Raw genomic sequence first — 25694 nt, forward strand, 5'->3', positions numbered from 1 at the left:
GCCCTCACCTGGTGATCGGCTCGGATGTGCCGGTCGACCACGGGAGGAGTAACCTCCGGCTCATGTCCGCCCAGCTCGCCATCGTCACCGACTCCACGGCCTATCTGCCCCAGCAGGCCGTTGACGCGCACCAGGTCTCGGTGGTCCCGCTGAGCGTCGTGGTCGGGAACACCGCGTTCACGGAGGGCGTGGAGATCGCGCCCAAGGACGTCGCCGAGGCCCTGCGGGCCAAGCAGCGGCTCACCACCTCGCGCCCCAACCCGGAGACCTTCGCCGCCGCCTACCGCGCCGCCGCCGAGGCCGGCGCCACCGGCGTGGTCTCGATCCACCTCTCCACCGAGCTCTCCGGCACCGGCGACGCCGCCCGCCTGGCGGCCGCCGAAGCCCCGATACCCGTGCGGGTGGTGGACAGCCGGCTGGTCGGCATGGCGCTCGGCTACGCGGTGCTGGCGGCGGCCGACGCCCGGGACGCGGGGCTCGACCTGGACGGTGTGGCGGCGGCGGCCGAACGGCGTGCCGCGGACACCCGCGGCTTCTTCTACGTGGACACCCTGGAACACCTTCGCCGAGGCGGCCGGATCGGCACCGCCAGGGCGCTGCTCGGCTCCGCCCTGGCCGTCAAGCCGCTGCTCCACCTCGACGCGGGCCGGATCGAGCCCCTGGAGAAGGTGCGCACCGCCTCCCGCGCCATCGCCCGCCTTGAGGAGATCGCCGTGGAGTACGCGGGCGAGCGGGAGGTGGACATCACCGTGCACCACCTCGCCGCCGAGGACCGCGCCGAGCCGCTCGCCGCCCGCCTGCGCGAGCGGGTGCCGGGCCTGCGCGAGCTGTACCTCGGGGAGGTCGGCGCGGTGATCGGCGCCCATGTGGGGCCGGGCCTGCTGGCGGTGGTGGTCGCGCCGGTGTGACGGTGCGACAGTGTGATGGTGGTGCTGATGCTGCGTCAGTTATCCACAGGGGCAGGGTTGTCCACAGGTTTGCGGGCGTTCCTGGTGGGGGGTAGGGGCCCGGCCTAGCGTCGGCGCCATGACCGTTCTCCGCGCCCTTCGCACTCCAGCCGCCCGCCGCCGGGACACCGCCGCCCTCACCCGCGCCCGCCTGGCCCACCTGCTGCCTGCCCTTGGCACTGCGTCAGCGGAGGCGCCTGCCCTCGGCGAGGCGGGCGGCTCCGGCCTCGGCTTGGTGGGTGCGGCTGAGCCGTCGGACTCGGTGGCTGGCCGTTCTGTTGGTCGGGAGCCGCACGATCCGGCGCATCGGGCTGCGGGCTTCCCGCTCTCGGGCGCGCCCATGCGTGGCGGCTCCGGAGTCGCCTTGGCGGATTTGGTCGATTCGTCAGGGCCTGAGCCTGGCCGCTCCGCTGCTCCCGGCTCGCGTGACTCGGGGCCTCCTCGGGTTGAGGGGCTCTCGGTCTCGGGCGCTCCTGGTTATGGCGGCTCCGGAGTCGCCCTGCGGGACGCGGTCGATCTGTCAGGGCCTGAGCCTGGTCGTTCGGCTGCTTCTGGCTCGCGTGATTCGGCGCCTCCCCGGGCCGCAGGTTCCCCGGTCTCGGGTGCTCCCGCACATGGCAGCCCCAGCTCTGCCGTGACGGACGCGATCGACCAGCTCGACTCGGAGCCCATCTGGGCCCGTACTCCTGACGCCGGCTCCATTTCCCCTGCCGCCCCTGCTTCGCCCGCTCGCAGGACCGGAAGCGTCCCCGTGCTCCCGGACGACTGGCCCTACGGCTATGGCAAGCGCAGGGGATCCCGGCGCGGTCCGCGGTCCCGCCCTCGCCCGCTGGACACCGGACTGGTCCCGTCGGCCGCGACCAGTGCAGCTCCGCCTGTCGCAGGTCCTGCGGGAGCCCCCGCATCCGCTGCCCCGCTGTCCGCGCCCACGTCGTCGGCTGGCCCGCCCCCGCCCTCTGCCCCGCCCACACTGACCTCCGCCGTCTCGTCCGCCACCAGCAGTGTGCCCGCGTCGCCCGCGCTCCTCACCGCCTCGCTGCCCCCGCCTCCGTCCGGTGCCCTGCCTTTTGCGTCCCCCGGCCTCTCGGGCGCCTTCGCCCGGCTCGCTTCCGTCGCTTCGCCCGCTTCCTCCGCGCTCCCCGCCGCCTCGCTGCCCGCGTCCGTGTTCCCTGTCGACTCGCCGCCGTCCTGTGCCCTGCCTTCCGCATCCTCGGCCTCCTCGGGTGCCTCCGCCCGGTCCGCTTCCGCCGCCTCGCCCGCCACCTCAGCCCTGAGTACCCCGTCTTCCCTCGCGTCCCCGCCCTTGTCCAGGGCAGTCCCGGCTCCCGCCCCGTCCCACCCGCCCAGGCGGCGGCTGTGCCTGCCGAGTGCGCTCCACCCGTTGTTGTGGGCGGACCGAAAAGCGGTGCTCGGTCTCGGAGTTCTGCTTCTGCTCGCCGTCGCCTACGCCATCCAGCACTTCTGGCTAGGCCGACCGCAGCCCGTAGCCGTTCCCACCGCCACGGCCAAGGCTGCACCCAGCGCCACCGCAGCCGCCGGCGACACCGAGGGCCCAGCCCAGCCCGTCGCTCCAGGGGGCGAATCGGCGGACACCGGGGCAGGTCCCGAACCCTCCGGCAGTGCTCAACTCCCGCTGGTCATCGATGTGGCGGGCCGAGTCGTGCACCCAGGTGTCCTCAGTCTGCCGGCGGGATCCAGAGTCGCCGACGCGCTGCGGGCGGCCGGTGGCGCGCAGCCGGGCGTGGAGACGGACGGCCTCAACCTCGCCCGGGTGCTGGTTGACGGCGAGCAGGTGCTGGTCGGCTCGCCCGCCCCGGCCGCCGGGAACGCCGTCGAACCCGCAGCGCCCAAGGCGCCGGTGAGCATCAACAGAGCCACCCAGGAGCAGCTCGATGCGCTCCCCGGCATCGGTCCCGCTCTGGCCCGTCGCATCCTCGACTTCCGCACCCAGCACGGCCCGTTCCGCTCGCTGGAGCAGCTCCGCCAGATCAGCGGGATCGGCGGCCGCAAGTTCGCCGAGCTGAGACCGCTGCTGGTTCTCTGACCTGACATCACCTATCTGCCGCCTGCTGGAGGCGCTTCCGCCACCACCGCACAGTCCCCGTTCCAACCCGCCCCATCGCTCCCACGTCAACTGCCCGTCCTCCCGCGCCGGTCCGCTGGATCACGGCCAATCGCCCGCAACCGTCGGCTCGTTCGCGTCAGCGCCTCATTCCCACCGCGATCCCTCCCGGTTGCTTCCAGGTTCGCCGCCTATCACCACAAGTCCGTTCGCTCTTGCGTCAACTGCCCACTACCAACCGCGCGTCCCTTGCGCACCCACTGCCCACTGCCCGCTCACCCGCCTGCTTTCGCGTCAACCACCCACGATCACCCGCCCGTTCGCCCGTAGTGCCAAGCGCTCGTTCCCCATGCGCCCGCCACCCACTGCCAAACCACCTCCTCCCACCCCGACCGTCCACCACCACCCCAGCCACAGCCCATGCCATCTCCGCGTACAACCACCAATCACGCCGAACCCTCGCAGGCACCCGATCTGCGGCTCGTGCTGCCGACCGTCGCCGCCTGGGGTGTCACGGTGCTGTTGCTCAGCAGCGACTTGCGTGCCACCACACCGCTGTTCTGCGGGGCCGCGGTGTCCGCCGTTGCGGCGGTGGCCCTGCTGCTGCTCTCGCGTGGCGGCGATCGGTCACGCCGAGCTACCGCGCTCGGAGCCGCTGTCCTGCTCACTGCAGCAGCGGCTACCACCTGCACCGTGCTGCGGACCGCCGACCTGTATCGCGGGCCGATTCCCGCCCTTGCCCGAGCCGCGGCTGCGGCCAGCGACGCACCACCGAGCGGCACCGACACCGCCACCGACACCCGCACCGACACCGGCAACGACCCCGCCATCCCGACCACGGCCACAGCCACCCCCGACGCCCACCCTGGGCCCGTCGCCAAGCCACCGCCTGACACTGTGGTCACCGTCGAGCTGACCATCACCGGTGACCCGCGCCCCCGTACCTCGCGCGCCCATGGGGCTGACGCCGGCCGCCAACTCCTGCTTGTGGACGCCACCGTGGATCGCGTCACCACGGGGACCGGAACCGGCACCGGAACCGGCGCGAACACCATGCGGACCAGCACCCCGATCACGCTGATCGTCCAGGAGCGTGACGCGGCCTCCTGGCAGGGGCTGCTGCCGTCCGCCCGGGTGGTGGCGCTTGCGCGGGTGCTGCCGGCGAGCGACGAAGGCGCCGGTGACACGGCGGCCGCCCTGGTGGCCAAGGGGCCGCCCCGGCTGCTGGCGCCGCCGAACTGGACGCAGCGCCTGGCGGGTCGGCTGCGCGCGGGGCTGCGGCGGGCGTGTGCGGAGCTGGCGCCGGATGCTCGCACCCTGCTGCCGGGCTTGGTGGTGGGCGACACCGAGGCGATGCCGGCCGACCTCGCCCAGGCGTTCCAGAGCACCGACCTGGTCCACATCACCGCGGTAAGCGGCGCCAACCTCTCCATCGTGCTTGCTCTGCTGCTGGGCGCACCGACACGGTCGGGCACGACGGAGCGCGGCGGGTTGGCCGCCTTCCTGGGGATTCCGCTCCGGGTGGCCGCCCTGGTCGGGGTGGGCCTCACCGTTGCCTTCGTCATCCTCTGCCGACCGGAGCCGAGTGTTCTGCGCGCGGCGGCGACGGGACTGCTGAGCTTGCTCGCACTGGCGTTGGGCCGGCCGCGCCAGGCGCTCTCCGCACTCGCCGCGGGCGTACTCACGCTGCTGCTGGTCGACCCGTTCCTGGCCCGGTCGTACGGGTTCCTGCTCTCGGTGCTCGCCACCGCCGGGCTGCTCACCCTCGGGCGCCGCTGGGCGAAGGCCCTGCACCAGCGCGGCTGGCCGCACGGCGTGGCGGAGGCGGTGGCCTGTACGGCGTCGGCGCAGGCGCTCTGCGCGCCGGCTGCCGTGCTGCTCGCACCGCGGATCAGCCTGGTCGGGATCCCCTGCAACCTGCTTGCCGAACTGGCGGTGATGCCGGCCACGTTGCTGGGCTTCGCGGCTCTCGCGGTGGCACCGCTGTCCGGCGGGGTGGCCGCCTTCCTGGCGGGCATGGCCGGCTATCCGACGCAGTGGCTGGCCGCCGTCGCACGGGCCGGTGCGGCGCTACCGGGGGCCGAGCTCGCCTGGACGCCGGGCTGGCGAGGCACGGTCACCCTGGCCCTGGGCGTCCTCGCGGCTTGCTACGCGGGCCGGTTGTTCTTCTCAGCGGACCCCGACCCTGGTACCACCGCACCCATCACCACCGCACCCATCACCACTGCACCCATCACCACCGCACCCATCACCCCCGCCCCCGCCCCCGGCGAACCCCCGCGCGCCCTCCCACCTCCGCGCTCCCTCCTCTCGCCGCCCACCGCCCCGCGTCCGCGTCGCAGGCTCCGCCTGGCGGTGGCCGTCGTGCTGACGCTCGGTCTGGTGGTCCTGCTGCTGCGGCCGCCCGTGCTGGTGCGGATCGCGACGGGCTGGCCGCCGACGGGGGCCCGGCTGGTGATGTGCTCGGTGGGGCAAGGGGACCTGCTGGTGCTGCCGTTGGTCGGTCAGCCCGACACCGCCGTGGTGGTGGACGCGGGGCCGGATCCGACCGCCGCGGACGACTGCCTGCGGGACCTCGGAGTCACCCGGATCCCGCTGGTCCTGCTCACCCACTTCCACGCCGACCACAGCGCCGGCCTGCCCGGGGTGCTGCGCGGTCGTGCGGTCGGCGCGATCGAGACCACCACCCTGGCCGCGCCCGCCGCCGAGGCGGCCAAGGTCACCGCGCTGGCCGCGAGTGCCAACGTCCCGTTGCTGCGGGCGGCGTCGGGGGAGCGGCGCACGGCCGCGCCCGAGCTCTCCTGGCAGGTGCTGTGGCCCAACGCCGCCTTCGATCCGGCGAGTTCGGGGCCCAATGACGCCAGCGTCAGCCTGCTGGTCACCGCCGGCGGGCTGCGGTTCGCCCTGCTCGGCGACCTCGAACCCACCGCCCAGGCGGAGCTGCTGCGCACCGCTCGCCCGGGGCCGGTGGACGTCCTGAAGGTGGCCCACCACGGCTCAGCCCACCAGGATTGGGCGCTCGCCAGGGCCCTGCACCCCCGCCTCGCCCTGATCAGTGTGGGCGCCGGCAATTCCTATGGCCATCCGTCACCGCGCACGGTCGACCGCCTGCGCGCCCTGGGGGCCACCGTGCTGCGCACCGACCGCACCGGCGACATCGCCGTGCTGGGCAGCACCCCGGCGACCCTGCACGCGGTGATCCATCCGCGCCTGACGGGAGAGTAGCCCCCGCCGCTACCCGCTACCCGCTACCCGCTACCCGCTACCCGTTACCCGATCGCCGCTCGCTGGTAGCTGCTGCCGTCCCTGTCCCGGGTCAGCAGCTTGGCCTCCACCAGGTAGCGGCGCAGCGCGGAGTAGTCGTCGTGCACCGTCAGCAGTGCCTCGTTGACTTCGCGTTCGCTGTAGGGGCGGTCGGCGTCGAAGAGGGTCCGGGCCAGGTGGCGCAGCAACTGCTCGCGTCGGGCGGGCTTGCGCGGCACGGTGGTGAGTCGCCCGTCGGTGAAGAACGCGGTCAGACCGGCGGCCGGGTCGGTGGAATCGTCGATGGACATGCTCGGCAGCGTCCCCCGCCAACCGGCTCACCGGCAAAGGGTTTTCCATGCCGTGATCGACTCGGCGCCGGGCACCTCGGCACTCCGACACACAGTCAACTTCGGACCCGCCCACCCGACACCCTGCCCCTCCCCGTAGCCGCCCGCACCCCCGCACACTGGCCGGGCCGCGCGCCCTCCACGCAACCCGACCTGCCGAAGGGACCCCGCCATGGCCCGTTCCCCCCTCGCCCGCCGCCTGCGCGAGCTGGCCGCCGATCACGCAACCGCCGCCCGACTCGGGCTGCCCGCCGACGAGTACACCGAGCTGCGCGACGAGGCGGCGGCCGACCTTGACGGTCCCTCGCGGCGCCAACTGCTCGGCCGGGCCGCCGCGCTCGGTCTGGCCGTGGCCGCCGGGGGCTTGGCCGCCGCCCGTCCGGCCCGGGCGGCCGACCCGCGGGCCACCGCCCTGCCGAGCCCGCGGCCCACCGCGCGGGCGACCGGCGAGGCGCCGCGGATCGCCGTCATCGGCGCCGGCATCTCCGGTCTGAACGCCGCACTCACCCTGGCCGACAAGGGTGTTGCCGCCACCGTCTACGAGGCCAACCCGTCCCGGATCGGGGGCCGGATGTTCTCCGGTGGCAGCCCCTGGCACCCGGGCCTGTGGGAGCAGGGCCAGGTCTCCGAGTACGGCGGCGAGTTGCTCGACACCGGCCACCACACGATGCTCCAGCTGTGCCAGCGGTTCGGCCTCGGCACCACCTCGGTGCGCCATGTCTACGGCGCCCAGGCGGACCAGGTCCTCTGGTTCCAGGGCGGCTACTACCCGCGCGCCCAGGCCGACCTCGACTTCAAGCCGGTCTGGCAGGCGATCCGGTCGGACATCCAGGCCGGCGGGTCGGCGCCCACCTGGGACAGCCACAACGCCGCCGCCGTCGCGCTGGACGGCATGACCGTCCGGGACTGGATCAACTCCCGTGTCCCGGGCGGCTGTGCGAGCCTGCTCGGGGCGTTCCTGGACGTGGCGTACAACGTGGAGTACGGCGCCGACACCACCGCGCAGTCCAGCTACGACCTGCTCACGCTGCTGAGCTCGCAGGCCAACCCGGGCAGCTTCAACATCTGGGGCGGCAGCGACGAGCGCTACCACATCACCGGCGGCAACGACCAGGTGCCGCACGCCATCGCCGCCGCGCTGCCGGCCGGCACGGTGCAGCAGGGCTGGACCCTGACCGCCGTCACCCGCAACGCCGACGGCACCCAGACCCTGGCGTTCGACCTGGACGGCGGCGGCACCCGCACCGTCACCGCCGACCACACCATCCTGGCCGTGCCGCTGCCCGTCCTGCAGCAGGACATCGACCTCTCCGGCGCCGGCCTGGACGCCATGATGCGCGGGGTGCTGACCCATATGACGATGGGCGCCTGCACCAAGCTCAACATGCAGTTCGGCTCGCGCCCGTGGGCTGGCAGCGGCCCCTGGCCGGGGATCTCCAACGGCGAGTGCTTCAGCGACCAGGACTTCCAGCAGGCCTGGGACGTCACCCGCGGCCAGGCCGGCAGCGACGGCATCCTGGTGCAGTACGGCGGTGGCAGCCTGGCACGGTCACTGACCCCGCCGACGGCCTTCACCGACGCGAGCACCCCGTACACGGCCGCCCTGGTGACCCGCTATCTCGCCCAGATCGAGCGGCTCTTCCCCGGCACCGGCGCCGCCTGGAACGGCCGGGCCACGCTCTCCGCCTGGCATCTGAACCCGTACTCCCACGGCGCCTACTCGTACTGGCCGACCGGCTATCTGACCAGCTACGCCGGCTACGAGGGCACCGCCCAGGGCAATCTGCACTTCGCGGGCGAGCACACCTCGTACAACTTCCAGGGGTACATGGAGGGAGGAGCCCAGGAGGGAGCCAGGGCGGCCCAGGAGGTGCTCACGGCGATCGGTGCCTGACCCGCACCCTCAGCACCGCGCACCCCACCGCCCCCTCAGCACCGCGCCCCCTCAGCACCGCACACCCCCTCAGCACCGCGAACCCCACCCGGGCGCGAGGCGGCTCAGCCGTCCTCGCGCCAGCCCTCGTGCTCGCCCGCCAACGCGTCCACGGCCGCCACGGTCGCCGCGTCCCAGCCCTCGGCGGGTTCCTCCAGCACCACCAGCCACTGGGCGTCCTCGGCGTCGTCCTCGCCGGCCAGCGCGTCGCGGACCAGCTCGAACGGGCCGAGCGCCGGCCACCGCTCGGCCAGCGCCTCGGCCGCGTCGCGGTCGGCGAGCACCAGCAGCTGGCGGCCGGCGGGAGTGGTGGTTCGGTCATCGCGCGAGCTCATGGGGCCATTCTGGCGTCCGGACGCGCCAGGGCTGTCGGCGGCCCGTGGGATGCTGGTAGGCGATGGCCAGGAAGAGTGCACCCGATGACCTGCTCGCCCCGCTGACCCTCGCGGTCGGTCAGGAGGAACTGCTGCTCGACCGCGCGGTCGCCCAGGTGGTGGCGGCGGCCAGGGCCGCCGACCCGGACACGGACGTGCGGGATCTCGCCCCCGGGGCCCTGCAACCGGGCAGCCTGGCCGAGTTGACGACCCCGTCGCTGTTCGCCGAGCGCAAGGTGATCGTGGTCCGGGCCGCGCAGGATCTGGCGGCCGACTCGGTCAAGGAGCTCAAGGCCTACCTCGCGGCGCCGGCCGACGAGGTGATCGTGGTGCTGGTGCACGCCGGCGGCGCCAAGGGCAAGGGCCTGCTGGACGCGGCGCGCAAGGCGGGGGCCCGCGAGGCGCAGTGCGCCAAGCTGACCAAGGCGGGGGAGCGGGTCGCGTTCGTGCGCGGCGAGTTCAAGGCGCTCGGCCGCTCGGCCAGCCCGGAGGCCTGCCAGGCGCTGCTGGACGCGCTCGGTGGCGACCTGCGTGAGCTGGCGGCCGCCGCCAGCCAGTTGACCTCCGATGTCGAGGGTCCGATCGACGAGCGGGTGGTGGCCCGCTACTACAGCGGCCGGGCCGAGGCGACCGGCTTCGAGGTGGCCGACCTGGCGGTCACGGGCCGCGCGGCGGACGCACTGGAGCGGCTGCGCTGGGCGCTGGCGGTCGGCCAGCCGCCGACCGGCATCACCTACGCGCTGGCCTCGGGGGTGCGCAGCATCGGCCGGCTGGCCACCGCGGACCGCTCGATGCGCGCGGGCGACCTGGCCCGCGAGCTCGGCATGCCGCCGTGGAAGGTGGACCGGGTCCGCCAGCAGATGCGCGGCTGGACGGGCGACGGGGTGGCCGTCGCGCTGACCGCCATCGCCGAGGCCGACGCAGCCGTCAAGGGCGGTTCGGACGACCCCGCCTACGCCCTGGAGCGGGCCGTGGTCACCGTGGCCCGAGCCGCCCGCTCGGGCGCCCGCCCGTACTGACCGCGCCGGGAACCGTACCGGACCGACCGCGCCGAGATCCGTACTGAGCGCACTGACCGCGCCGAGAACCGTACCGGACCGACCGCGCCGAGATCCGTACTGAGCGCACTGACCGCGCCGAGATCCGTACTGAGCGCACTGACCGCGCCGAGAACCGTACTGAGCGCACTGACCGCGCCGGGAACACCTCGGAACGCCGAGAGGCGCCGCGGTCCGTCCCGGGGAAGGGAGCGAACCGCGGCGCCTCTCGCTGAAGCATGTGCACCGCACCCGCGTGGCGAACGCAGGCCGCGTGCGGTGCGTGGTCGTGCGCGTCTCGGGAGCCCGGGTAGAGGGCCGGAGTCATCCCGCGACGGGGGTACCGAGAACGGTACTCAGCAGTCGTGCTGCTGCCGGGAGCGCGAAGCTCAGGCGGCGACCTGCTTGGTGATGGCCGACTTCTTGTTGGCGGCCTGGTTCTTGTGGATGACGCCCTTGCTCACGGCCTTGTCGAGCTTCTTCGAGGCGACGCGAGCGAGCTCAGCGGCCTTCTCGGTCTCGCCGGCGACAGAGGCCTCGCGGGCCTTGCGGAGCGCGGTCTTCAGCTCCGACTTGACGGCCTTGTTGCGCAGGCGCGCCTTCTCGTTGGTCTTGTTGCGCTTGATCTGGGACTTGATGTTCGCCACGAAAGTGCCTCAGTCTTGTCAGTCATCAGTGGAACAGGGTGTGCACCATCGCAGCGGGTCAGCTGAGAGGGCATGCCGAAGCGCGGTGCAGCCGCCAACGCTACCAGGGCCCACCCACGGCCCCCAAACCGGCACCGAGTGCCGCCCGCGTGGGAAGATGGAGCAAGCCCTGGTTTCCTCATTGCCCAACAGGGCCCCTCGGGCAGGCGACAAAGTCGGCCCCGGACGACCACGGAGAATCGGACCAAGGTGCCCGCGACCCCTACCAACGTGCCAGAGCCCAGCCGTACCGACCCGGCGCTGATCCGCAACTTCTGCATCATCGCCCACATCGACCACGGCAAGTCGACGCTCGCCGACCGGATGCTGCAGATCACCGGCGTCGTCGACCCGCGGCAGATGCGTGCCCAGTACCTCGACCGCATGGACATCGAGCGTGAGCGCGGTATCACCATCAAGTCGCAGGCAGTCCGGTTGCCCTGGGCGCCGAACACCGGTGAGCACGCGGGTACCACGCACATCCTGAACATGATCGACACCCCCGGGCACGTCGACTTCACCTACGAGGTGTCCCGCTCCCTGGCGGCCTGCGAGGGCACCGTCCTGGTGGTCGACGCGGCCCAGGGCATCGAGGCGCAGACCCTGGCCAACCTCTACCTGGCCCTGGAGAACGACCTCACGATCATCCCGGTGCTCAACAAGATCGACCTGCCGGCCGCCCAGCCCGAGAAGTACGCGGCCGAGATCGCGCACATCATCGGCTGCGACCCGGATGACGTGCTCAAGGTCAGCGCCAAGACCGGCCTGGGCGTCGAGGACCTGCTGGACCACATCGTCCACAACATCCCGGCCCCGGTCGGCGTCAAGGACGCCCCGGCCCGCGCGATGATCTTCGACTCGGTCTACGACTCCTACCGCGGCGTGGTCACCTACGTCCGTGTCGTCGACGGTCAGCTGACCAAGCGCGAGCGGATCGCCATGATGTCCACCGGCGCGACCCACGAGCTGCTGGAGATCGGCGTCATCTCGCCCGAGCCCAAGGTGGCCGAGGGCCTGGGCGTCGGCGAGGTCGGCTACATCATCACCGGTGTGAAGGACGTCCGGCAGTCCAAGGTCGGTGACACCATCACCTCGATGCACAAGGGTGCGACCGAGGCGCTGGGCGGCTACAAGGACCCGCGCCCGATGGTCTTCTCCGGCCTCTACCCGCTGGACGGCTCGGACTACCCGCTGCTCCGCGACGCGCTGGACAAGCTGCGGCTGAACGACGCCGCGCTGGTCTACGAGCCGGAGACCTCGGTGGCGCTGGGCTTCGGCTACCGCTGCGGCTTCCTCGGCCTGCTCCACCTGGAGATCATCCGGGAGCGCCTGGAGCGCGAGTTCAACCTGGACCTGATCTCCACCGCGCCGAACGTGATCTACCGGGTGGTGATGGAGGACGGCACCGAGCACACCGTCACCAACCCGAGCGAGTTCCCGACCGGCAAGATCGCCGAGGTCTTCGAGCCCGTGGTGCGCGGCACCATCCTGGCGCCCAACGAGTTCGTCGGCGCGATCATGGAGCTCTGCCAGTCCCGCCGCGGCGCCCTGCAGGGCATGGACTACCTCTCCGAGGACCGGGTGGAGCTGCGCTACACCCTGCCGCTGGCCGAGATCGTCTTCGACTTCTTCGACCAGCTGAAGTCCAAGACCCGCGGCTACGCCTCGCTGGACTACGAGCCCATCGGCGAGCAGAGCGCCCAACTGGTCAAGGTGGACATCCTGCTGCACGGTGACGCGGTGGACGCCTTCTCCGCCATCGTGCACAAGGACAAGGCTTACAACTACGGCGTCATGATGGCCGGCAAGCTGCAGAAGCTGATCCCGCGCCAGCAGTTCGAGGTGCCGATCCAGGCGGCCATCGGCTCCCGGGTGATCGCCCGTGAGACGGTCCGCGCGATCCGCAAGGACGTCCTCGCCAAGTGCTACGGCGGTGACATCTCGCGTAAGCGCAAGCTGCTGGAGAAGCAGAAGGAAGGCAAGAAGCGGATGAAGATGGTCGGCCGGGTGGAGGTCCCGCAGGAGGCCTTCATCGCCGCGCTGTCGACGGACGCCGAGGCTCCCAAGGACGCCAAGAAGTAACGCCGGCACGTAGCGCCGGCAGCAAACCAGCGGGGCCGTCGACCACCACCGTGGTCGACGGCCCCGCTGGCATGGGGAGTTACTCGGTCTCCGCCACCGCGTGCGCGAACTGCGCCTGGTAGAGCCGGGCGTAGGCGCCGCCCGCCTCGATCAGCTCGTCGTGCGAGCCCTGCTCGACGATCGAGCCGTTCTCCATCACCAGGATCACGTCGGCGTCGCGGATCGTGGAGAGCCGGTGCGCGATCACGAAGCTGGTGCGGCCGCTGCGCAGCCGGGCCATGGCGCGCTGGATCAGCACCTCGGTGCGGGTGTCCACCGAACTGGTCGCCTCGTCCAGCACCAGGATCGACGGCTGGGCCAGGAACGCCCGGGCGATGGTGATCAGCTGCTTCTCGCCGGCGCTGACCCCGGTGCCGTCGTCGATCACGGTGTCGTAGCCGTCCGGCAGGGTCCGCACGAAGCGGTCCACGTGCGCGGCCCTGGCCGCCTCGATCACCTGCTCGCGGCCGGCGCCGGTGGAGCCGTAGGCGATGTTCTCGGCGATGGTGCCGCCGAACAGCCAGGTGTCCTGCAGCACCATGCCGATGCCGGAGCGCAGTTCCTCGCGGGACATCGCGGCGATGTCCACCCCGTCCAGGGTGATCCGGCCGCCGCTCACCTCGTAGAACCGCATCAGCAGGTTGACCATGGTGGTCTTGCCGGCGCCGGTCGGGCCGACGATGGCCACCGTCTGGCCCGGCTCCACCTTCAGGGTGAGCCCCTCGATCAGCGGCTTGTCCACCTCGTAGCGGAACGCGACGTCCTCGAAGGAGACCAGGCCGCGCAGCTCCTCGGGCCGCTCGGGCCGCTGCGGGTCGGCGGACTGCTCCTCGGCGTCCAGCAGTTCGAAGACCCGCTCGGCCGAGGCGACGCCGGACTGCACCAGGTTCGCCATGCTGGCCACCTGGGTGAGCGGCTGGCTGAACTGCCGCGAGTACTGGATGAAGGCCTGCACGTCACCGATGGAGAGCGCGCCGCTGGCCACCCGCAGCCCGCCGACCACCGCGACCAGCACGTAGTTGAGGTTGCCGATGAAGAACATCGCGGGCTGGATGATCGAGGAGATGAACTGGGCCTTGAAGCTGGAGGCGTAGAGCGCCTCGTTCTCCCGTTCGAAGACCTCGGCGGCCTCCTTCTGCCGGCCGAAGACCTTGACCAGGGTGTGGCCGGAGTACATCTCCTCGATGTGCGCGTTCAGCTTGCCGGTGGTCGCCCACTGGGCGACGAACTGCGGCTGCGCCTTCTTGCCGACCCGGGCCGCGACGACCACCGAGAGCGGCACCGAGATCAGCGCGATCAGCGCCAGCAGCCAGGAGATCCAGAGCATCATCGCCAGCACACCGACCACGGTGAGCAGCGAGTTCACCAGCTGGCCCATGCTCTGCTGCATGGACTGGCCGATGTTGTCGATGTCGTTGGTGACCCGGCTGAGCACCTCGCCGCGCGGCTGCTTGTCGAAGTAGCTGAGCGGCAGCCGGGTGAGCTTGGCGTCCACCTCGGTGCGCAGCCGGTTGACGGTGCGGTTGATCACGCGGGCGGCGATCCGGCCCTGCACGATGCCGAAGACGGCGGAGGCGACGTAGATCAGCAGCACCCAGAGCAGCACGGTGCCGAGCGCGTTGTAGTCCATGCCCTGGCCGGGCGTCAGGTGCAGGGTGCGGAGCAGCGCGGCGGTCTTGGAGTTGCTGTGGGTCGCCTCGTCCAGCGCCTGCTGGGTGGGGAAGTGCGGGCCGAGCGCACCCTTGAGGATCAGGTTGGTGGCGTTGCCGAGCAGCTTGGGAGCGGCCACCGCGCAGGCCACGCTGAGCGCGCCGAGCAGCAGCATGCCGTAGATCGACACCCGCTCGGGGCGGAGCATGCCGAGCACCCGCTTGCTGCTGTTCTTGAAGTCGAGGGACTTCTCGGTGCCGGCGTTCATGAAGCGGCCGGGGCCGGGGCCGCCGCGCCGGGCCGCGGCCTCCTGGGAGCCGCTGGGCTTCTGCGTGGTGGTCACGCCGCCTCCTGCTCGGTGAGCTGGGAGAGCACGATCTCCCGGTACGTCGGATTGTCGGCCATCAGTTCGTGATGGGTACCGGTGCCGACCACGGCACCCTCGTCCAGCACGATGATCCGGTCGGCGTCACGGATGGTGCTCACCCGCTGCGCCACGATCACCACGGTGGCCTCGGCCGTCTCCAGGCTGAGCGCGGCGCGCAGCCGGGCGTCGGTGGCGTAGTCGAGGGCCGAGAAGGAATCGTCGAAGAGGTAGATCTCCGGCCTGCGGACCAGGGTGCGGGCGATCGCCAGGCGCTGCCGCTGGCCGCCGGAGAAGTTGCTGCCGCCCTGGGCGACGGACGCCTCCAGCCCGTCGTCCAGCTTCTCGACGAAGTCCTTGGCCTGTGCCGTCTCCAGTGCGGCCCAGAGCTCCTCGTCGGTGGCGTCGGGGCGGCCGTAGCGCAGGTTGCTGGCCACGGTGCCGCTGAACAGGTACGGCTTCTGCGGCACCAGTCCGACGGTGCGAGCGAGCAACTCGGGGGCGACCTCGCGGACGTCCACGCCGTTGACCAGCACCTGACCGCCGGTGGCGTCGAAGAGCCGGGGGACCAGGCCGAGCAGGGTGGTCTTGCCGCTGCCGGTGGATCCGATCACCGCGGTGGTCTCACCGGGGCGGGCGACCAGGTCGATGCCGTGCAGCACCGAGGCTTCGGCACCGGGGTAGCGGAAGTCGGCGGCGCGCAGCTCCAGATGGCCGTGCGAGCGCAGCTCGGTGACGGGCGCGGTCGGCGGGACCACGCTGGATTCGGTGTCCAGCACCTCGACGACGCGCTCGGCGCAGACCTCGGCACGCGGCACCATCATGAACATGAAGGTGGCCATCATGACGCTCATCAGGATCTGCATCAGATACGACTGAAACGCCATCAGAGCGCCGATCTGCATGTGGTTGCCGGCGATCCGCTGCGCGCCGAACCAGGAGACGGCGATCATCGACACGTTCACCACCAGCATCACGCTGGGGAACATGAAGGCGAGGATCCGGCCGGTGCGCAGCGAGACCGAGGTCAGGTCGTCGTTGGCGACGCCGAACCGCTCCTGCTCGTGGTCGTCCTTGACGAAGGCCCGGATCACCCGGATACCGGTGATCTGCTCGCGCAGGACCCGGTTCACCTTGTCGATCTTCTCCTGCATGCTGCGGAAGGCAGGACGCAGCATCCGGACCAGCAGGGTGACGATGGCGCCCAGCAGCGGCACCAGGATCACCAGCAGGCTGGAGAGCGGCACGTCCTGGTTGAGCGCCATGATGATGCCGCCCACGCACATGATCGGCGCCGCCACCACCAGGGTGAAGCCCATCAGCAGCACCGTCTGGACCTGCTGGACGTCGTTGGTGGTGCGGGTGATCAGCGAGGGGGCGCCGAACTGGCCCAGCTCCCGCGCGGAGAACCGCTGCACCTGGTCGAAGACCGAGGCGCGGATGTCGCGGCCGACCGCCATCGCGGTGCGGGCGCCGTAGTAGATCGCGCCGATGGAGCAGACGGCCTGGGCGACGGTGACGGCGAGCATGACGCCGCCGGTCTGCATGATGTAGCCGGTGTCCCCCTTCACCACGCCGTAGTTGATGATGTCGGCGTTGAGAGTGGGCAGATAGAGCGCGGCTATCGTGGAGGTCAGCTGGAGTAGCACCAGCAAGAGGACGGGTTGTTTGTAGGGCCCGAGATGGGCCTTTAGGAGTCGGATCAGCACTCGGACACTCTCGTTGTCGGCAGGAGGATTCGCACCCTCATTTTCGTATTTTTCTGGACCAGCTGGTGGGGCGTCTGTGCGATCCGCTGACAGCGCACGGCGGCTTCGGGTAATGCCGACTGCACTGCGTCCGCGCCGGAGTGCAAGACGGCTTGCCCTCTTAACAGCAGGGCAAGTTGGGCCTAGGCTGTCCGCAACCTTGTTACCCGCCAGTCAACTACTCGCCGGTTAACAAGCTGCCGGGCCGCCCACCCCCACCAGCGCCCGGCATCCCACCCTCGGCCACCAGGTCCCCCGGAGGTCTCGTTGAGTACCGCGCAGTCCGTCATCGGCTCCGACACGATCGCCGGGCGCCCAGCCTCAGTGGCCCATGTGTTCTTCAGTAGGGTAGAGGCCACTCCCAACGCCGAGGCATACCGCTACCCAGCTCCAGTTGACGATCATGCGGCGGATGGCGCACCGGGCGCCGAGCAGTGGCGCACCCTCACCTGGAAGCAGACCGCCGAGCGGGTGTTCGACATCGCCGCCGGCCTGCTGGACCTCGGGATCCAGGCCGAGGAGCGGGTGGCGCTGGCCTCCTCCACCCGGATCGAGTGGATCCTCGCCGACATGGGAGCGATGTGCGCCGGGGCCGCCGTCACCACCGTCTACCCGAGCACCAACGCCGACGAGACCGGCTACATCCTGGCAGACTCCGGCAGCCGGCTGCTGTTCGCCGAGAACGGCAAGCAGATGGACAAGGCGCTGGAGGAGCGGGCCAAGCTGCCCGACCTGGCCACCGTGGTCGTCTTCGACCTGCCGGACGAGCCGCCGGTTGTCGAGGGGCTGACCGTCATCTCGCTGGCCGAACTGGAGCAGCGCGGCGCGGCCCTGCGCAAGGGCGACCCGGAGGTGGTGCGGCGGGCGGTCGAGGCCATCACGCCGCAGCAGCTCGCCACCCTGGTCTACACCTCGGGCACCACCGGCCGCCCCAAGGGCGTCCGGCTGTCCCACGACACCTGGTCCTACCAGGCCGTCGCCCAGGCCGACAGCGGCCTGCTGCGCTCCGACGACGTGCAGTACATGTGGCTGCCGCTGGCCCACGTGTTCGGCAAGTCGCTGATCTCCGGCCAGATCCACACCGGCCATGTGATGGCGGTGGACGGCCGGGTGGACCGGATCATCCACAACCTGCCGGCGATCAGGCCGACCACCATGGCCTCGGTGCCGCGGATCTTCGAGAAGGTCTACAACGGCATCGCCGGGCGGGCCCGGGCCGAGGGCGGCGCCAAGTACAAGATCTTCATGTGGGCGGCCAAGACGGCCCGGCAGTACGCCCACGCCGTCCAGGACAGCCGGGTCGCCACCGGCCGGGAGAGCGCGCCGCTCGGCCTGCGGCTCCAGCACGCCCTGGCCGACAAGCTGGTCTACGCCAAGATCCGGGCCGCGTTCGGCGGCCGGCTGCGCGGCTCGGTCTCCGGCAGCGCCGCGCTGGCCCCCGAGATCGCCTACTTCTTCGCCGGCGTCGGGGTGCCGATCCTGGAGGGCTACGGCCTCACCGAAACCAGCGCCGGCATCACGGTCAACCACGAGGAGGACTTCCGGGTCGGCACCGTCGGCGTGCCGCTGCCCGGCAGCGAGGTGCGGATCGCCGAGGACGGCGAGATCCTGCTGCGCGGCCCCGGCGTGATGATCGGCTACCACAACCTGCCCGAGCAGACCGCCGAGGTGCTGGAGGCGGACGGCTGGTTCCACACCGGCGACATCGGCGAGCTGGCCCAGGGCGGCTACCTGCGGATCACCGACCGCAAGAAGGACATGTTCAAGACCTCGGGCGGCAAGTACGTCGCGCCCAGCGAGATCGAGGGCAAGTTCAAGGCGGTCTGCCCGTTCGTCAGCAACATCCTGGTGATCGGCAACGGCCGCAACTTCTGCACCGCGCTGATCACGCTCGACGAGACGGTGATCATGCCCTGGGCCGCCGAGCACGGCATGAAGGGCCGCGGCTACGCCGAGGTGGTCACCTCCGCTGAGGTGCACACCCTGATCGAGGGCTTCGTGAAGCGCCTCAACGGCGACGTGCAGCGCTGGCAGACGCTCAAGAAGTTCACCATCCTGCCGCGCGACCTGGACATCGAGCACGGCGAGCTCACCCCGAGCCTGAAGATCAAGCGCCCGGTGGTCGAGAAGGCCTACGCCGACGCGGTGAGCGAGATGTACGCGGGCGCCAACGAGGCCTGAGCCCCGGCGCCGGCGCGGATCCGGTACGGCTGTCGGGGTTCCGACGGCCGTACCGGACAATGGAGGCATGCCCTCCGCACTTCCCGACGGCGAACCCGTGCCGTCCGACGGTTCGCTGCCCGCCCACGCCCTCACCGGCCTGGGAGAGCGGCCGTTCGGCTTCTACCTGCACGTGCCGTACTGCGCCAGCCGCTGCGGCTACTGTGATTTCAACACCTACACCGCCACCGAGCTCCACGCCTCGGGCACGGTCGCCTCGCAGGAGACCTACGCGGCCAACCTGGTCGGCGAGGTCCGCCAGGCCCGCACCGTGCTCGGCGAGGTCGAGCTGCCGGTGCAGACCGTCTTCCTGGGCGGTGGCACCCCGACCCTGCTGCCCGCCCGCGACCTGGTCGCCATGCTGGCCGCGATCCGCGAGGAGTTCGGCCTGGCCCCGGGCGCCGAGGTGACCACCGAGGCCAACCCGGAGTCCGTCACCCCGGCCTACCTGGCCGAGCTGCGCGAGGGCGGCTTCAACCGGATCTCCTTCGGCATGCAGAGCGCCCGTCCGCACGTGCTCAAGGTGCTCGACCGCCACCACACCCCGGGCCGCCCCGAGGCCTGCGTCGCCGAGGCCCGCGCGGCCGGCTTCGAGCACGTCAACCTGGACCTGATCTACGGCACCCCGGGGGAGTCCGACGACGACTGGCGGGCCTCCCTGGACGCCGCCATCGGCGCCGGCCCCGACCACGTCTCCGCCTACTCGCTGATCGTCGAGGCGGGCACCCGGCTGGCCGGCCGGATCAAGCGCGGCGAACTGCCGATGGTGGACGACGACGTGCACGCCGACCGCTACCTGATCGCCGAGCAGGCGCTCAGCGCGGCCGGCTACTCCTGGTACGAGGTCTCCAACTGGGCCACCACCGAGGCCGCCCGCTGCCGCCACAACGAGCTCTACTGGACCGGCGCCGACTGGTGGGGCGCCGGCCCCGGCGCGCACAGCCACGTCGGCGGGGTGCGCTGGTGGAACGCCAAGCACCCGGCCGCCTACGCCCAGGCCATCGCCGAGGGCCGCACCCCCGGCCAGGGCCGCGAACTCCTGGCCGCCGAGGACCGCCGCGTGGAGCGGATCCTGCTGGAGCTGCGCCTGGTCGACGGCTGCCCGCTCGACCTGCTCACGGCCACTGGCCTGAAGGCCGCCGAACAGGCACTGGCCGACGGCCTGCTGGACCCCGGGCCGTTCGCGGCGGGCCGGGCGGCGCTGACCCTGCGCGGGCGGCTGCTGGCGGACGCGGTGGTGCGTGACCTGGTGGACTGATAGTCGTTGGGCCCATCATGGAAGACCGTGCGGTGAGGATCTTCGAAGGCTGGGAGCCTCCTGAGGGGTACAGGGCCGAGCTTCTTCGCGGGGAGGTACTGCTGACGCCTGGGCCTGACATCGTCCACAACCTCTTGGTCGCGTCCGTGAGAGATCAGGTCCCCTACGCCCGGTGGCATCGCTTGCACACCCAGGACGTGTCCATCCCCAGCGACGGCAGCGAGCCTCAGCCGGATCTGGTGGTGTTCGAGCGTGGGTCCGTCGAGGAGAACGGGCGTCTACTTGCAGCAGCGGATGTGACCCTGGTCGTCGAGGTGGTCTCCAAGACCAGCATCGACCGCGACTACCGCACCAAGCGCTACCTGTACGCGGAGGGGACGATCCCCGCTTACCTGATCGTCGACCCGATCAAGGGGGTCTGTGTCCTGCTCACCGAGCCGACTGCGGATGCGCCCGGGGGGACACCCGACTACCTCGCCAAGCGAATCGGCAAGTTCGGTGACTCCATGCCCGTTGACGTCCTCGACCTCACCCTCGACACCAGCGAGTTCCGGACCTACTTCTGACCCGTCCTCACCCCGCCGTCACGAAGTCGATCAGCTCCTCCACCTTGCCCAGGAGCGCCGGCTCCAGGTCCTTGTAGGAGTTGACCGAGGCCAGGATCCGCTTCCAGGCCGCTGGGGTGTCCACCGGCCAGCCCAGGCGGCGGCAGATGCCCTGCTTCCACTCCTCCTCGTACGGCACGTCGGGCCAGCCCGGGATCCCCACGCTGGACGGCTTGACGGCCTGCCAGATGTCGATGAACGGGTGGCCGACCACCAGGACGTCGGCACCCGTCACCCGCTGGGCGATCCGGTGCTCCTTGGTGCCCGGCAGCAGGTGGTCCACCAGCACGCCGAGGCGCCGGCCGGCGCCGGGGGCGAACTCGGCCACGATCGCGGGCAGGTCGTCGATGCCCTCCAGGTACTCGACGACCACGCCCTCGATCCGCAGGTCATCGCCCCAGACCCGCTCGACCAGCTCGGCGTCGTGCCGGCCCTCCACGTAGATCCTCGACTCCCGCGCGACCCGGGCCCGGGCGCCGGGCACGGAGATCGAGCCGGAGGCGGTCCGGCCCGGCCCCTTCGCCGGGGCCGGGCCGGCCGGGCGGACCAGGGTCACCGCCTTGCCGTCCAGCAGGAAGCCGCGCGGGACCATCGGGAAGACCCGGCGCTTGCCGAACCGGTCCTCCAGGGTGACGGTCAGCCCCTCGGCGGTCTTCTCGCAGCGCACCACCGCACCGCAGAAGCCGGTCGCGGCCTCCTCCACCACCAGGTCCCGCTCGGCGGCCACCTCGGGCGCGGGTGCCTGCTTCTTCCATGGCGGGGTCAGATCAGGTCCGTAGTGCTTGCTGCGCATGCCGGAACTAAACCAGACGGCCCGTCAGCGCGCGGTCACAGCCCCGGCGCGCCCCAGACCGGGAACCAGCGGCTGAGGTCCTGCTCCACCCGCAGGTCGTTGGCCAGCATCCCCTTCATCTGCAGCTCCAGCGGGCTGTTGCGCCGCTCCCCGCCGCCGGGCATCGGCGCGAACGGGTAGAAGGTGCCCCGCTTGTAGAGGTAGACCAGGCCCAGCGACTGGCCCTCGTCGTTCTTGAAGGTCACGATCGAGCAGAGCAGCTGCGGCCCGAAGCCGTTGGCCTCCAGCTCGCTGTTGACCGCGTGCAGGTCGTTGACCAGCTCGGGCAGCTCCTCCGGGAGGTGCCGGGCGAGCAGCCAGGAGTAGCCGTACTCGTCCCGGCTGGCCTCCACCGGCACACCGCCATTGGACGTGTCGGCGTCCAGCAGGGCCCGCACCTGCGCCTCCACCTCATGGAAGGCGCCGCCCTCCACGGCGGCGAAGCAGACCGAGCCCAACCCGGTGGGGATGAACCCGGCGGCGGCCTCCAGGGTGAGCGCCGCGGACGGGATGCCGAAGAGCTGGTCGAGGTCCGGCTTGACCGGCTTGCTGCGGCCCAGCAGGGCGTCCAGGAATCCCACGGATCGTTGCCTTCCGTTCGTGCGGTGAGTTCGTGCGGGGAGGGGCTCAGCGCCCCAGCTCGCCGGAGATCTTCTCCAGCTGCGCCAGCCGCTGCTCCAGGCTCGGGTGGGTGGACAGCAGCTGGCTCGCCACCTCCTTGGTGCTCAGCGCGGGGGCGAAGAAGAAGGCGTTGTACGGCTGGGCCTTGCGCAGGTCCTGGGTCGGGATCGCGCCGATCTGCCCGGTCACCTTGGTCAGCGCCGAGGCCAGCGCGCTGGGCCGGCCGGTGAGCTGGGCGGCGGCCCGGTCGGCGGCCAGCTCCCGGTAGCGGGAGAGCAGCCGGGTGAGCAGGAAGCTGATCGCGTAGACCACCATGCTGACCAGCGAGACCAGCACGATCGCGATGGCGGCGTTGTCATTGTTGTTGTTGTTCCGGTTGCCGCCGCCGCCCCACATCCCGGTGTAGAGCGCGATCCGGGTGATCGCGCCGGCCAGCACGCCGAGGAACCCGGCGATGGTCATCACCGCGACGTCCCGGTGGGCGACGTGCGACAGCTCGTGCGCCAGCACGCCCTCCAGCTCCTCCGGCTCCAGCCGGCGCAGCAGGCCGGTGGTGACGCAGACCACCGCGTTGTTCGGGTTGCGGCCGGTGGCGAAGGCGTTGGGCATGTCGTTGTCGGCCACCGCGACCCGGGGCTTGGGCATGTCGGCCAGCGCGCAGAGCCGGTCAATGGTGCCGTGCAGCTGCGGGTACTGCTCGGGGGTGACCTCGTGGGCGCCCATCGCCCGCTGGGTGATCTTGTCGCTGAACCAGAACTGCGCGATGAACAGGCCGCCGGAGAGCAGCACGATCAGCGGCCACGCGCCCTTCAGCAGCACGATCAGGATTCCGGTGAAACCGACGTACAGCAGCCCGATGAAGAACATCGTGGTGACCATCCGACCGGTCAGACCCCGATCGGGAGCAAAGCGGGTGTGGGTGCCGGACGCCGACATTTCTGCTCCTAGGGTCCATCCGTCGTGACTGATATCGATGCTGCCACTTCGGGCGGCGGCGGGCACCCACCTGGCGGGACTTCCACACGTGATCCGTGCTTCATCCCCGCCACAGGGCGTTCCTGCCGTCGGACCCGGGCCTTACACTGGCAGGTACGGTTCTGGCACTCTTCAATGCAGAGTGCCAGCCGACCTACGGAGAGTGCAGGGCCTGGCACCAGGACAACGTGCGAAGAGGGAGGTGCGTGCCATGTTCGACGAACCGGAATCCGATCCGCGCGCAACCGGCGGCGAGCCGGTCGTTGGCAGCTCGTCGTCGTCCACCTCGTCCCGAGCCGCCAGGGCCAAGGCGCCGAACCGGCGTCCGGCCCGCACCCCGGCGACCCGCCCCGCCGCACCCGTCGAGCACCCCGGCACCCTGCCGCTGGACGACCGCAAGCTGGCCGTGCTGCGCGCCATCGTGCAGGACTACGTCGGCACCGAGGAGCCGGTCGGCTCCAAGGCCCTGGTCGAGCGCCACAACCTGGGCGTCTCCCCGGCGACCGTGCGCAACGACATGGCCACGCTGGAGGACGACGGCTACATCCAGCAGCCGCACACCAGCGCCGGCCGGATCCCGACCGACAAGGGCTACCGGCTGTTCGTCGACCGGCTGGCCGAGATCAAGCCGATGAGCGCGCCCGAGCGCCGTGCGATCCGCCATTTCCTGGACGGCGCGGTCGACCTGGACGACGTGGTGGCCCGCACCGTGCGGCTGCTGGCCCAGCTGACCAGGCAGGTCGCGGTGGTGCAGTACCCGTCGCTGATCCGCTCCTCGGTCCGTCACGTCGAGCTGGTGATGCTGGCCCCCACCAAGGTGCTGCTGGTCCTGATCACCAACACCGGCCGGGTCGAGCAGCGTATGGTGGACTGCCCCGCGCCGATCGGCGAGAACACGCTGGCCGAGCTGCGGGCCCGGTTGAACGCCAGGGCGGGCGGCTGCCGGTTCCCGGAGGTGCCGGCCCTGGTCGAGGACCTGCCGCTGTCCTTCGAGCCGGCCGAGCGCCCGATCGTCTCCACGGTGCTCTCCACCTTCTTCGAGTCCCTGGTCGAACAGAGCGAGGAGCGGATCATGCTGGCCGGCACCGCCAACCTCACCCGGTTCGGCCACGACTTCCCGCTCACCATCCAGCCGGTGCTGGAGGCGTTGGAGGAGCAGGTGGTCCTGCTCCGCCTGCTCGGCGAGACCAATGACGGCGGCATGACCGTCCGGATCGGACGTGAGAACGACTACGAGGGCCTGAATTCCACGTCGGTCGTCTCGGTCGGTTACGGTTCGGGCGATGAGAGCGTGGCCAAACTCGGAGTCATCGGGCCGACCCGGATGGACTACCCCGGCACCATGGGGGCGGTCCGGGCGGTGGCCCGGTACGTGGGGCAGATCCTCGCCGAGTCATAGCAACAACCCATAGCAGCCCAACCCTTAGCAATACTGTCTAGAGGCGGAACAAGCGGAGTCATTGGTGGCCACGGACTACTACGCGGTACTCGGCGTCCGACGCGACGCGGGGCAGGACGAGATCAAGAAGGCGTTCCGGCGCCTGGCACGTGAACTGCACCCGGACGTCAACCCGGACCCGAAGACGCAGGAGCGGTTCAAGGAGATCAACGCCGCCTACGAGGTGCTCTCCGACCCGCAGAAGCGCCAGGTCTACGACCTCGGCGGCGATCCGCTGTCGCCCAACGGCGGCGGCGCGGGCGGCTTCGGCGCCGGTGCGGCGGGCTTCGGCTTCTCCGACATCATGGACGCCTTCTTCGGCGCGGCGGCCGGCCAGCGCGGGCCCCGCTCGCGCACCCGGCGCGGCCAGGACGCGATGATCCGCCTGGAGATCACCCTGGAGGAGGCCGCCTTCGGCACCACCAAGGAACTCCAGGTCGACACCGCCGTCACCTGCACCACCTGCAGCGGCGAGGGCGCGGCCCCCGGCACCACCGCGCAGACCTGTGACATGTGCCGCGGCAAGGGCGAGGTCTCCCAGGTCACCCGGTCCTTCCTGGGCCAGGTCATGACCTCCCGCCCGTGCCCGCAGTGCCAGGGCTTCGGCACCGTGGTGCCGACCCCGTGCCCCGAGTGCGCCGGCGACGGCCGGGTCCGGGCCCGCCGCACCCTCACCGTCAAGATCCCTGCCGGTGTCGACAACGGCACCCGGATCCAGCTGGCCGGCGAGGGCGAGGTCGGCCCCGGCGGCGGCCCGGCCGGCGACCTCTACGTGGAGATCGCCGAGACCAGCCACCCCACCTTCCAGCGCCGCGGCGACGACCTGCACTGCACCGTCACCATCCCGATGACGGCGGCGGCGCTCGGCACCCAGGTGCCGCTGCAGACCCTGGACGGCCCGGAGGAGGTCGACATCCGGCCCGGCACCCAGTCCGGCCAGTCGATCCCGCTGCACGGCCGCGGTGTCACCCACCTGCGCGGGGGCGGCCGAGGCGACCTGATAGTGCATGTCGAGGTGCAGACGCCCACCAAGCTCGACCCCGAGCAGGAGGAGCTGCTGCGCCGGCTCTCGGCGCTGCGCGGCGAGGAGCGGCCGTCCGGCCATTTCGCGCCCGGTCAGCAGGGGCTGTTCTCGCGCCTGAAGGACGCCTTCAACGGCCGCTGAGCCGTCGTTACCCAGCACGTACCGCCGCAGCCCCGGGTCGTTTGACCCGGGGCTGCGCCCACCCC

General features: G+C 71.4%; 19 protein-coding genes. 11 read left to right on the forward strand and 8 right to left on the reverse strand.

Features of this window, described 5'->3' with window-relative positions; all coding sequences use genetic code 11:
* Positions 1 to 62 precede the first annotated feature (62 nt).
* The 3 genes from P3T35_RS03680 to P3T35_RS03690 all read left to right on the forward strand — a co-directional run bounded on the left by P3T35_RS03680 (position 63) and on the right by P3T35_RS03690 (position 6234).
* Positions 63 to 908: a DegV family protein gene (locus P3T35_RS03680; RefSeq protein WP_101380269.1), complete on the forward strand. Its 846-nt coding sequence runs from the start codon at positions 63 to 65 to the stop codon at positions 906 to 908.
* 1444 nt (positions 909 to 2352) lie between these two features.
* Positions 2353 to 2991, forward strand: coding sequence for a ComEA family DNA-binding protein (locus tag P3T35_RS03685; protein ID WP_280704178.1), 639 nt, complete (start codon positions 2353 to 2355; stop codon positions 2989 to 2991).
* 438 nt (positions 2992 to 3429) lie between these two features.
* Complete coding sequence (locus P3T35_RS03690) at positions 3430 to 6234, forward strand: ComEC/Rec2 family competence protein (protein ID WP_280704180.1); 2805 nt, start codon at positions 3430 to 3432, stop codon at positions 6232 to 6234.
* A 44-nt stretch (positions 6235 to 6278) separates the two neighbouring features.
* Here the strand turns inward: P3T35_RS03690 and P3T35_RS03695 are convergent, their stop codons facing one another.
* The gene (locus P3T35_RS03695) at positions 6279 to 6563 is read right to left on the reverse strand and encodes a DUF2087 domain-containing protein (protein ID WP_101380267.1); all 285 of its coding nucleotides are present in this window, start codon (positions 6561 to 6563) and stop codon (positions 6279 to 6281) included.
* 211 nt (positions 6564 to 6774) lie between these two features.
* Between P3T35_RS03695 and P3T35_RS03700 the strand changes: the two genes are divergently transcribed.
* Entirely contained in the window at positions 6775 to 8496 is a 1722-nt protein-coding gene (locus tag P3T35_RS03700) for an NAD(P)/FAD-dependent oxidoreductase (protein WP_101380266.1), read from the forward strand.
* Positions 8497 to 8600: 104 nt separating this feature from the next.
* Here P3T35_RS03700 and P3T35_RS03705 read toward each other — a convergent pair whose 3' ends face one another.
* Positions 8601 to 8870: a hypothetical protein gene (locus P3T35_RS03705; protein ID WP_101380265.1), complete on the reverse strand. Its 270-nt coding sequence runs from the start codon at positions 8868 to 8870 to the stop codon at positions 8601 to 8603.
* A gap of 62 nt (positions 8871 to 8932) precedes the next feature.
* Here P3T35_RS03705 and holA point away from each other — a divergent pair, with 62 nt between their 5' ends.
* Complete coding sequence (holA, locus tag P3T35_RS03710) at positions 8933 to 9928, forward strand: DNA polymerase III subunit delta (RefSeq protein ID WP_101380264.1); 996 nt, start codon at positions 8933 to 8935, stop codon at positions 9926 to 9928.
* 407 nt (positions 9929 to 10335) lie between these two features.
* Here the strand turns inward: holA and rpsT are convergent, their stop codons facing one another.
* A complete protein-coding gene (gene rpsT, locus P3T35_RS03715) occupies positions 10336 to 10593 on the reverse strand; it encodes a 30S ribosomal protein S20 (RefSeq protein ID WP_101380263.1) in 258 nt (85 codons plus the stop codon).
* Positions 10594 to 10842: 249 nt separating this feature from the next.
* On the opposite strand from rpsT, the gene lepA reads away from it, so the two are divergent.
* Positions 10843 to 12714: a translation elongation factor 4 gene (gene lepA, locus P3T35_RS03720; protein ID WP_101380262.1), complete on the forward strand. Its 1872-nt coding sequence runs from the start codon at positions 10843 to 10845 to the stop codon at positions 12712 to 12714.
* A gap of 79 nt (positions 12715 to 12793) precedes the next feature.
* Here the strand turns inward: lepA and P3T35_RS03725 are convergent, their stop codons facing one another.
* Positions 12794 to 14671 carry an ABC transporter ATP-binding protein gene (locus P3T35_RS03725; RefSeq protein ID WP_101384995.1) on the reverse strand — a complete coding sequence of 626 codons (1878 nt, stop codon included), beginning with the start codon at positions 14669 to 14671 and terminating at the stop codon, positions 12794 to 12796.
* 71 nt (positions 14672 to 14742) lie between these two features.
* Entirely contained in the window at positions 14743 to 16476 is a 1734-nt protein-coding gene (locus tag P3T35_RS03730; RefSeq protein ID WP_101380261.1) for an ABC transporter ATP-binding protein, read from the reverse strand.
* A gap of 306 nt (positions 16477 to 16782) precedes the next feature.
* Here P3T35_RS03730 and P3T35_RS03735 point away from each other — a divergent pair, with 306 nt between their 5' ends.
* The 3 genes from P3T35_RS03735 to P3T35_RS03745 all read left to right on the forward strand — a co-directional run bounded on the left by P3T35_RS03735 (position 16783) and on the right by P3T35_RS03745 (position 20559).
* Positions 16783 to 18696, forward strand: coding sequence for a long-chain fatty acid--CoA ligase (locus tag P3T35_RS03735; RefSeq protein WP_101380260.1), 1914 nt, complete (start codon positions 16783 to 16785; stop codon positions 18694 to 18696).
* Positions 18697 to 18763: 67 nt separating this feature from the next.
* Positions 18764 to 19993 carry a radical SAM family heme chaperone HemW gene (gene hemW, locus P3T35_RS03740; RefSeq protein ID WP_101380259.1) on the forward strand — a complete coding sequence of 410 codons (1230 nt, stop codon included), beginning with the start codon at positions 18764 to 18766 and terminating at the stop codon, positions 19991 to 19993.
* Positions 19994 to 20010: 17 nt separating this feature from the next.
* Complete coding sequence (locus P3T35_RS03745) at positions 20011 to 20559, forward strand: Uma2 family endonuclease (RefSeq protein ID WP_101380258.1); 549 nt, start codon at positions 20011 to 20013, stop codon at positions 20557 to 20559.
* A gap of 7 nt (positions 20560 to 20566) precedes the next feature.
* On the opposite strand, the gene P3T35_RS03750 is transcribed toward P3T35_RS03745, so the two are convergent.
* Genes P3T35_RS03750 through htpX form a run of 3 tightly spaced genes read right to left on the reverse strand, consistent with a single transcriptional unit; the run spans position 20567 to position 22987 of the window.
* Positions 20567 to 21391: a DUF3097 domain-containing protein gene (locus P3T35_RS03750; RefSeq protein ID WP_101380257.1), complete on the reverse strand. Its 825-nt coding sequence runs from the start codon at positions 21389 to 21391 to the stop codon at positions 20567 to 20569.
* Positions 21392 to 21426: 35 nt separating this feature from the next.
* Positions 21427 to 22011 carry a hypothetical protein gene (locus tag P3T35_RS03755; protein ID WP_101380256.1) on the reverse strand — a complete coding sequence of 195 codons (585 nt, stop codon included), beginning with the start codon at positions 22009 to 22011 and terminating at the stop codon, positions 21427 to 21429.
* A 46-nt stretch (positions 22012 to 22057) separates the two neighbouring features.
* Positions 22058 to 22987 carry a zinc metalloprotease HtpX gene (htpX, locus tag P3T35_RS03760; RefSeq protein WP_101380255.1) on the reverse strand — a complete coding sequence of 310 codons (930 nt, stop codon included), beginning with the start codon at positions 22985 to 22987 and terminating at the stop codon, positions 22058 to 22060.
* Between the two features lie 250 nt (positions 22988 to 23237).
* On the opposite strand from htpX, the gene hrcA reads away from it, so the two are divergent.
* Both hrcA and dnaJ read left to right on the forward strand, forming a co-directional pair.
* Positions 23238 to 24425, forward strand: coding sequence for a heat-inducible transcriptional repressor HrcA (gene hrcA, locus P3T35_RS03765; RefSeq protein ID WP_101380254.1), 1188 nt, complete (start codon positions 23238 to 23240; stop codon positions 24423 to 24425).
* A 64-nt stretch (positions 24426 to 24489) separates the two neighbouring features.
* Complete coding sequence (gene dnaJ, locus P3T35_RS03770) at positions 24490 to 25629, forward strand: molecular chaperone DnaJ (RefSeq protein WP_101380253.1); 1140 nt, start codon at positions 24490 to 24492, stop codon at positions 25627 to 25629.
* The last annotated feature ends 65 nt before the right edge of the window (positions 25630 to 25694 follow it).

This window comes from Kitasatospora sp. GP30 (assembly GCF_029892145.1).
In the GTDB taxonomy this organism is placed as follows: Bacteria; Actinomycetota; Actinomycetes; order Streptomycetales; family Streptomycetaceae; genus Kitasatospora; species Kitasatospora acidiphila.

What these genes read in the sequence shown, in the direction of transcription:
- P3T35_RS03705 (WP_101380265.1), bottom strand. Translation starts at nt 8,870, where the DNA reads ATGAGCTCGCGCGATGACCGAACCACCACTCCCGCCGGCCGCCAGCTG.
- P3T35_RS03700 (WP_101380266.1), top strand. Translation starts at nt 6,775, where the DNA reads ATGGCCCGTTCCCCCCTCGCCCGCCGCCTGCGCGAGCTGGCCGCCGAT.
- P3T35_RS03695 (WP_101380267.1), bottom strand. Translation starts at nt 6,563, where the DNA reads ATGTCCATCGACGATTCCACCGACCCGGCCGCCGGTCTGACCGCGTTC.
- P3T35_RS03680 (WP_101380269.1), top strand. Translation starts at nt 63, where the DNA reads ATGTCCGCCCAGCTCGCCATCGTCACCGACTCCACGGCCTATCTGCCC.
- P3T35_RS03690 (WP_280704180.1), top strand. Translation starts at nt 3,430, where the DNA reads ATGCCATCTCCGCGTACAACCACCAATCACGCCGAACCCTCGCAGGCA.
- P3T35_RS03745 (WP_101380258.1), top strand. Translation starts at nt 20,011, where the DNA reads ATGGAAGACCGTGCGGTGAGGATCTTCGAAGGCTGGGAGCCTCCTGAG.
- P3T35_RS03725 (WP_101384995.1), bottom strand. Translation starts at nt 14,671, where the DNA reads ATGAACGCCGGCACCGAGAAGTCCCTCGACTTCAAGAACAGCAGCAAG.
- holA (WP_101380264.1), top strand. Translation starts at nt 8,933, where the DNA reads ATGGCCAGGAAGAGTGCACCCGATGACCTGCTCGCCCCGCTGACCCTC.
- hrcA (WP_101380254.1), top strand. Translation starts at nt 23,238, where the DNA reads ATGTTCGACGAACCGGAATCCGATCCGCGCGCAACCGGCGGCGAGCCG.
- P3T35_RS03750 (WP_101380257.1), bottom strand. Translation starts at nt 21,391, where the DNA reads ATGCGCAGCAAGCACTACGGACCTGATCTGACCCCGCCATGGAAGAAG.
- hemW (WP_101380259.1), top strand. Translation starts at nt 18,764, where the DNA reads ATGCCCTCCGCACTTCCCGACGGCGAACCCGTGCCGTCCGACGGTTCG.
- htpX (WP_101380255.1), bottom strand. Translation starts at nt 22,987, where the DNA reads ATGTCGGCGTCCGGCACCCACACCCGCTTTGCTCCCGATCGGGGTCTG.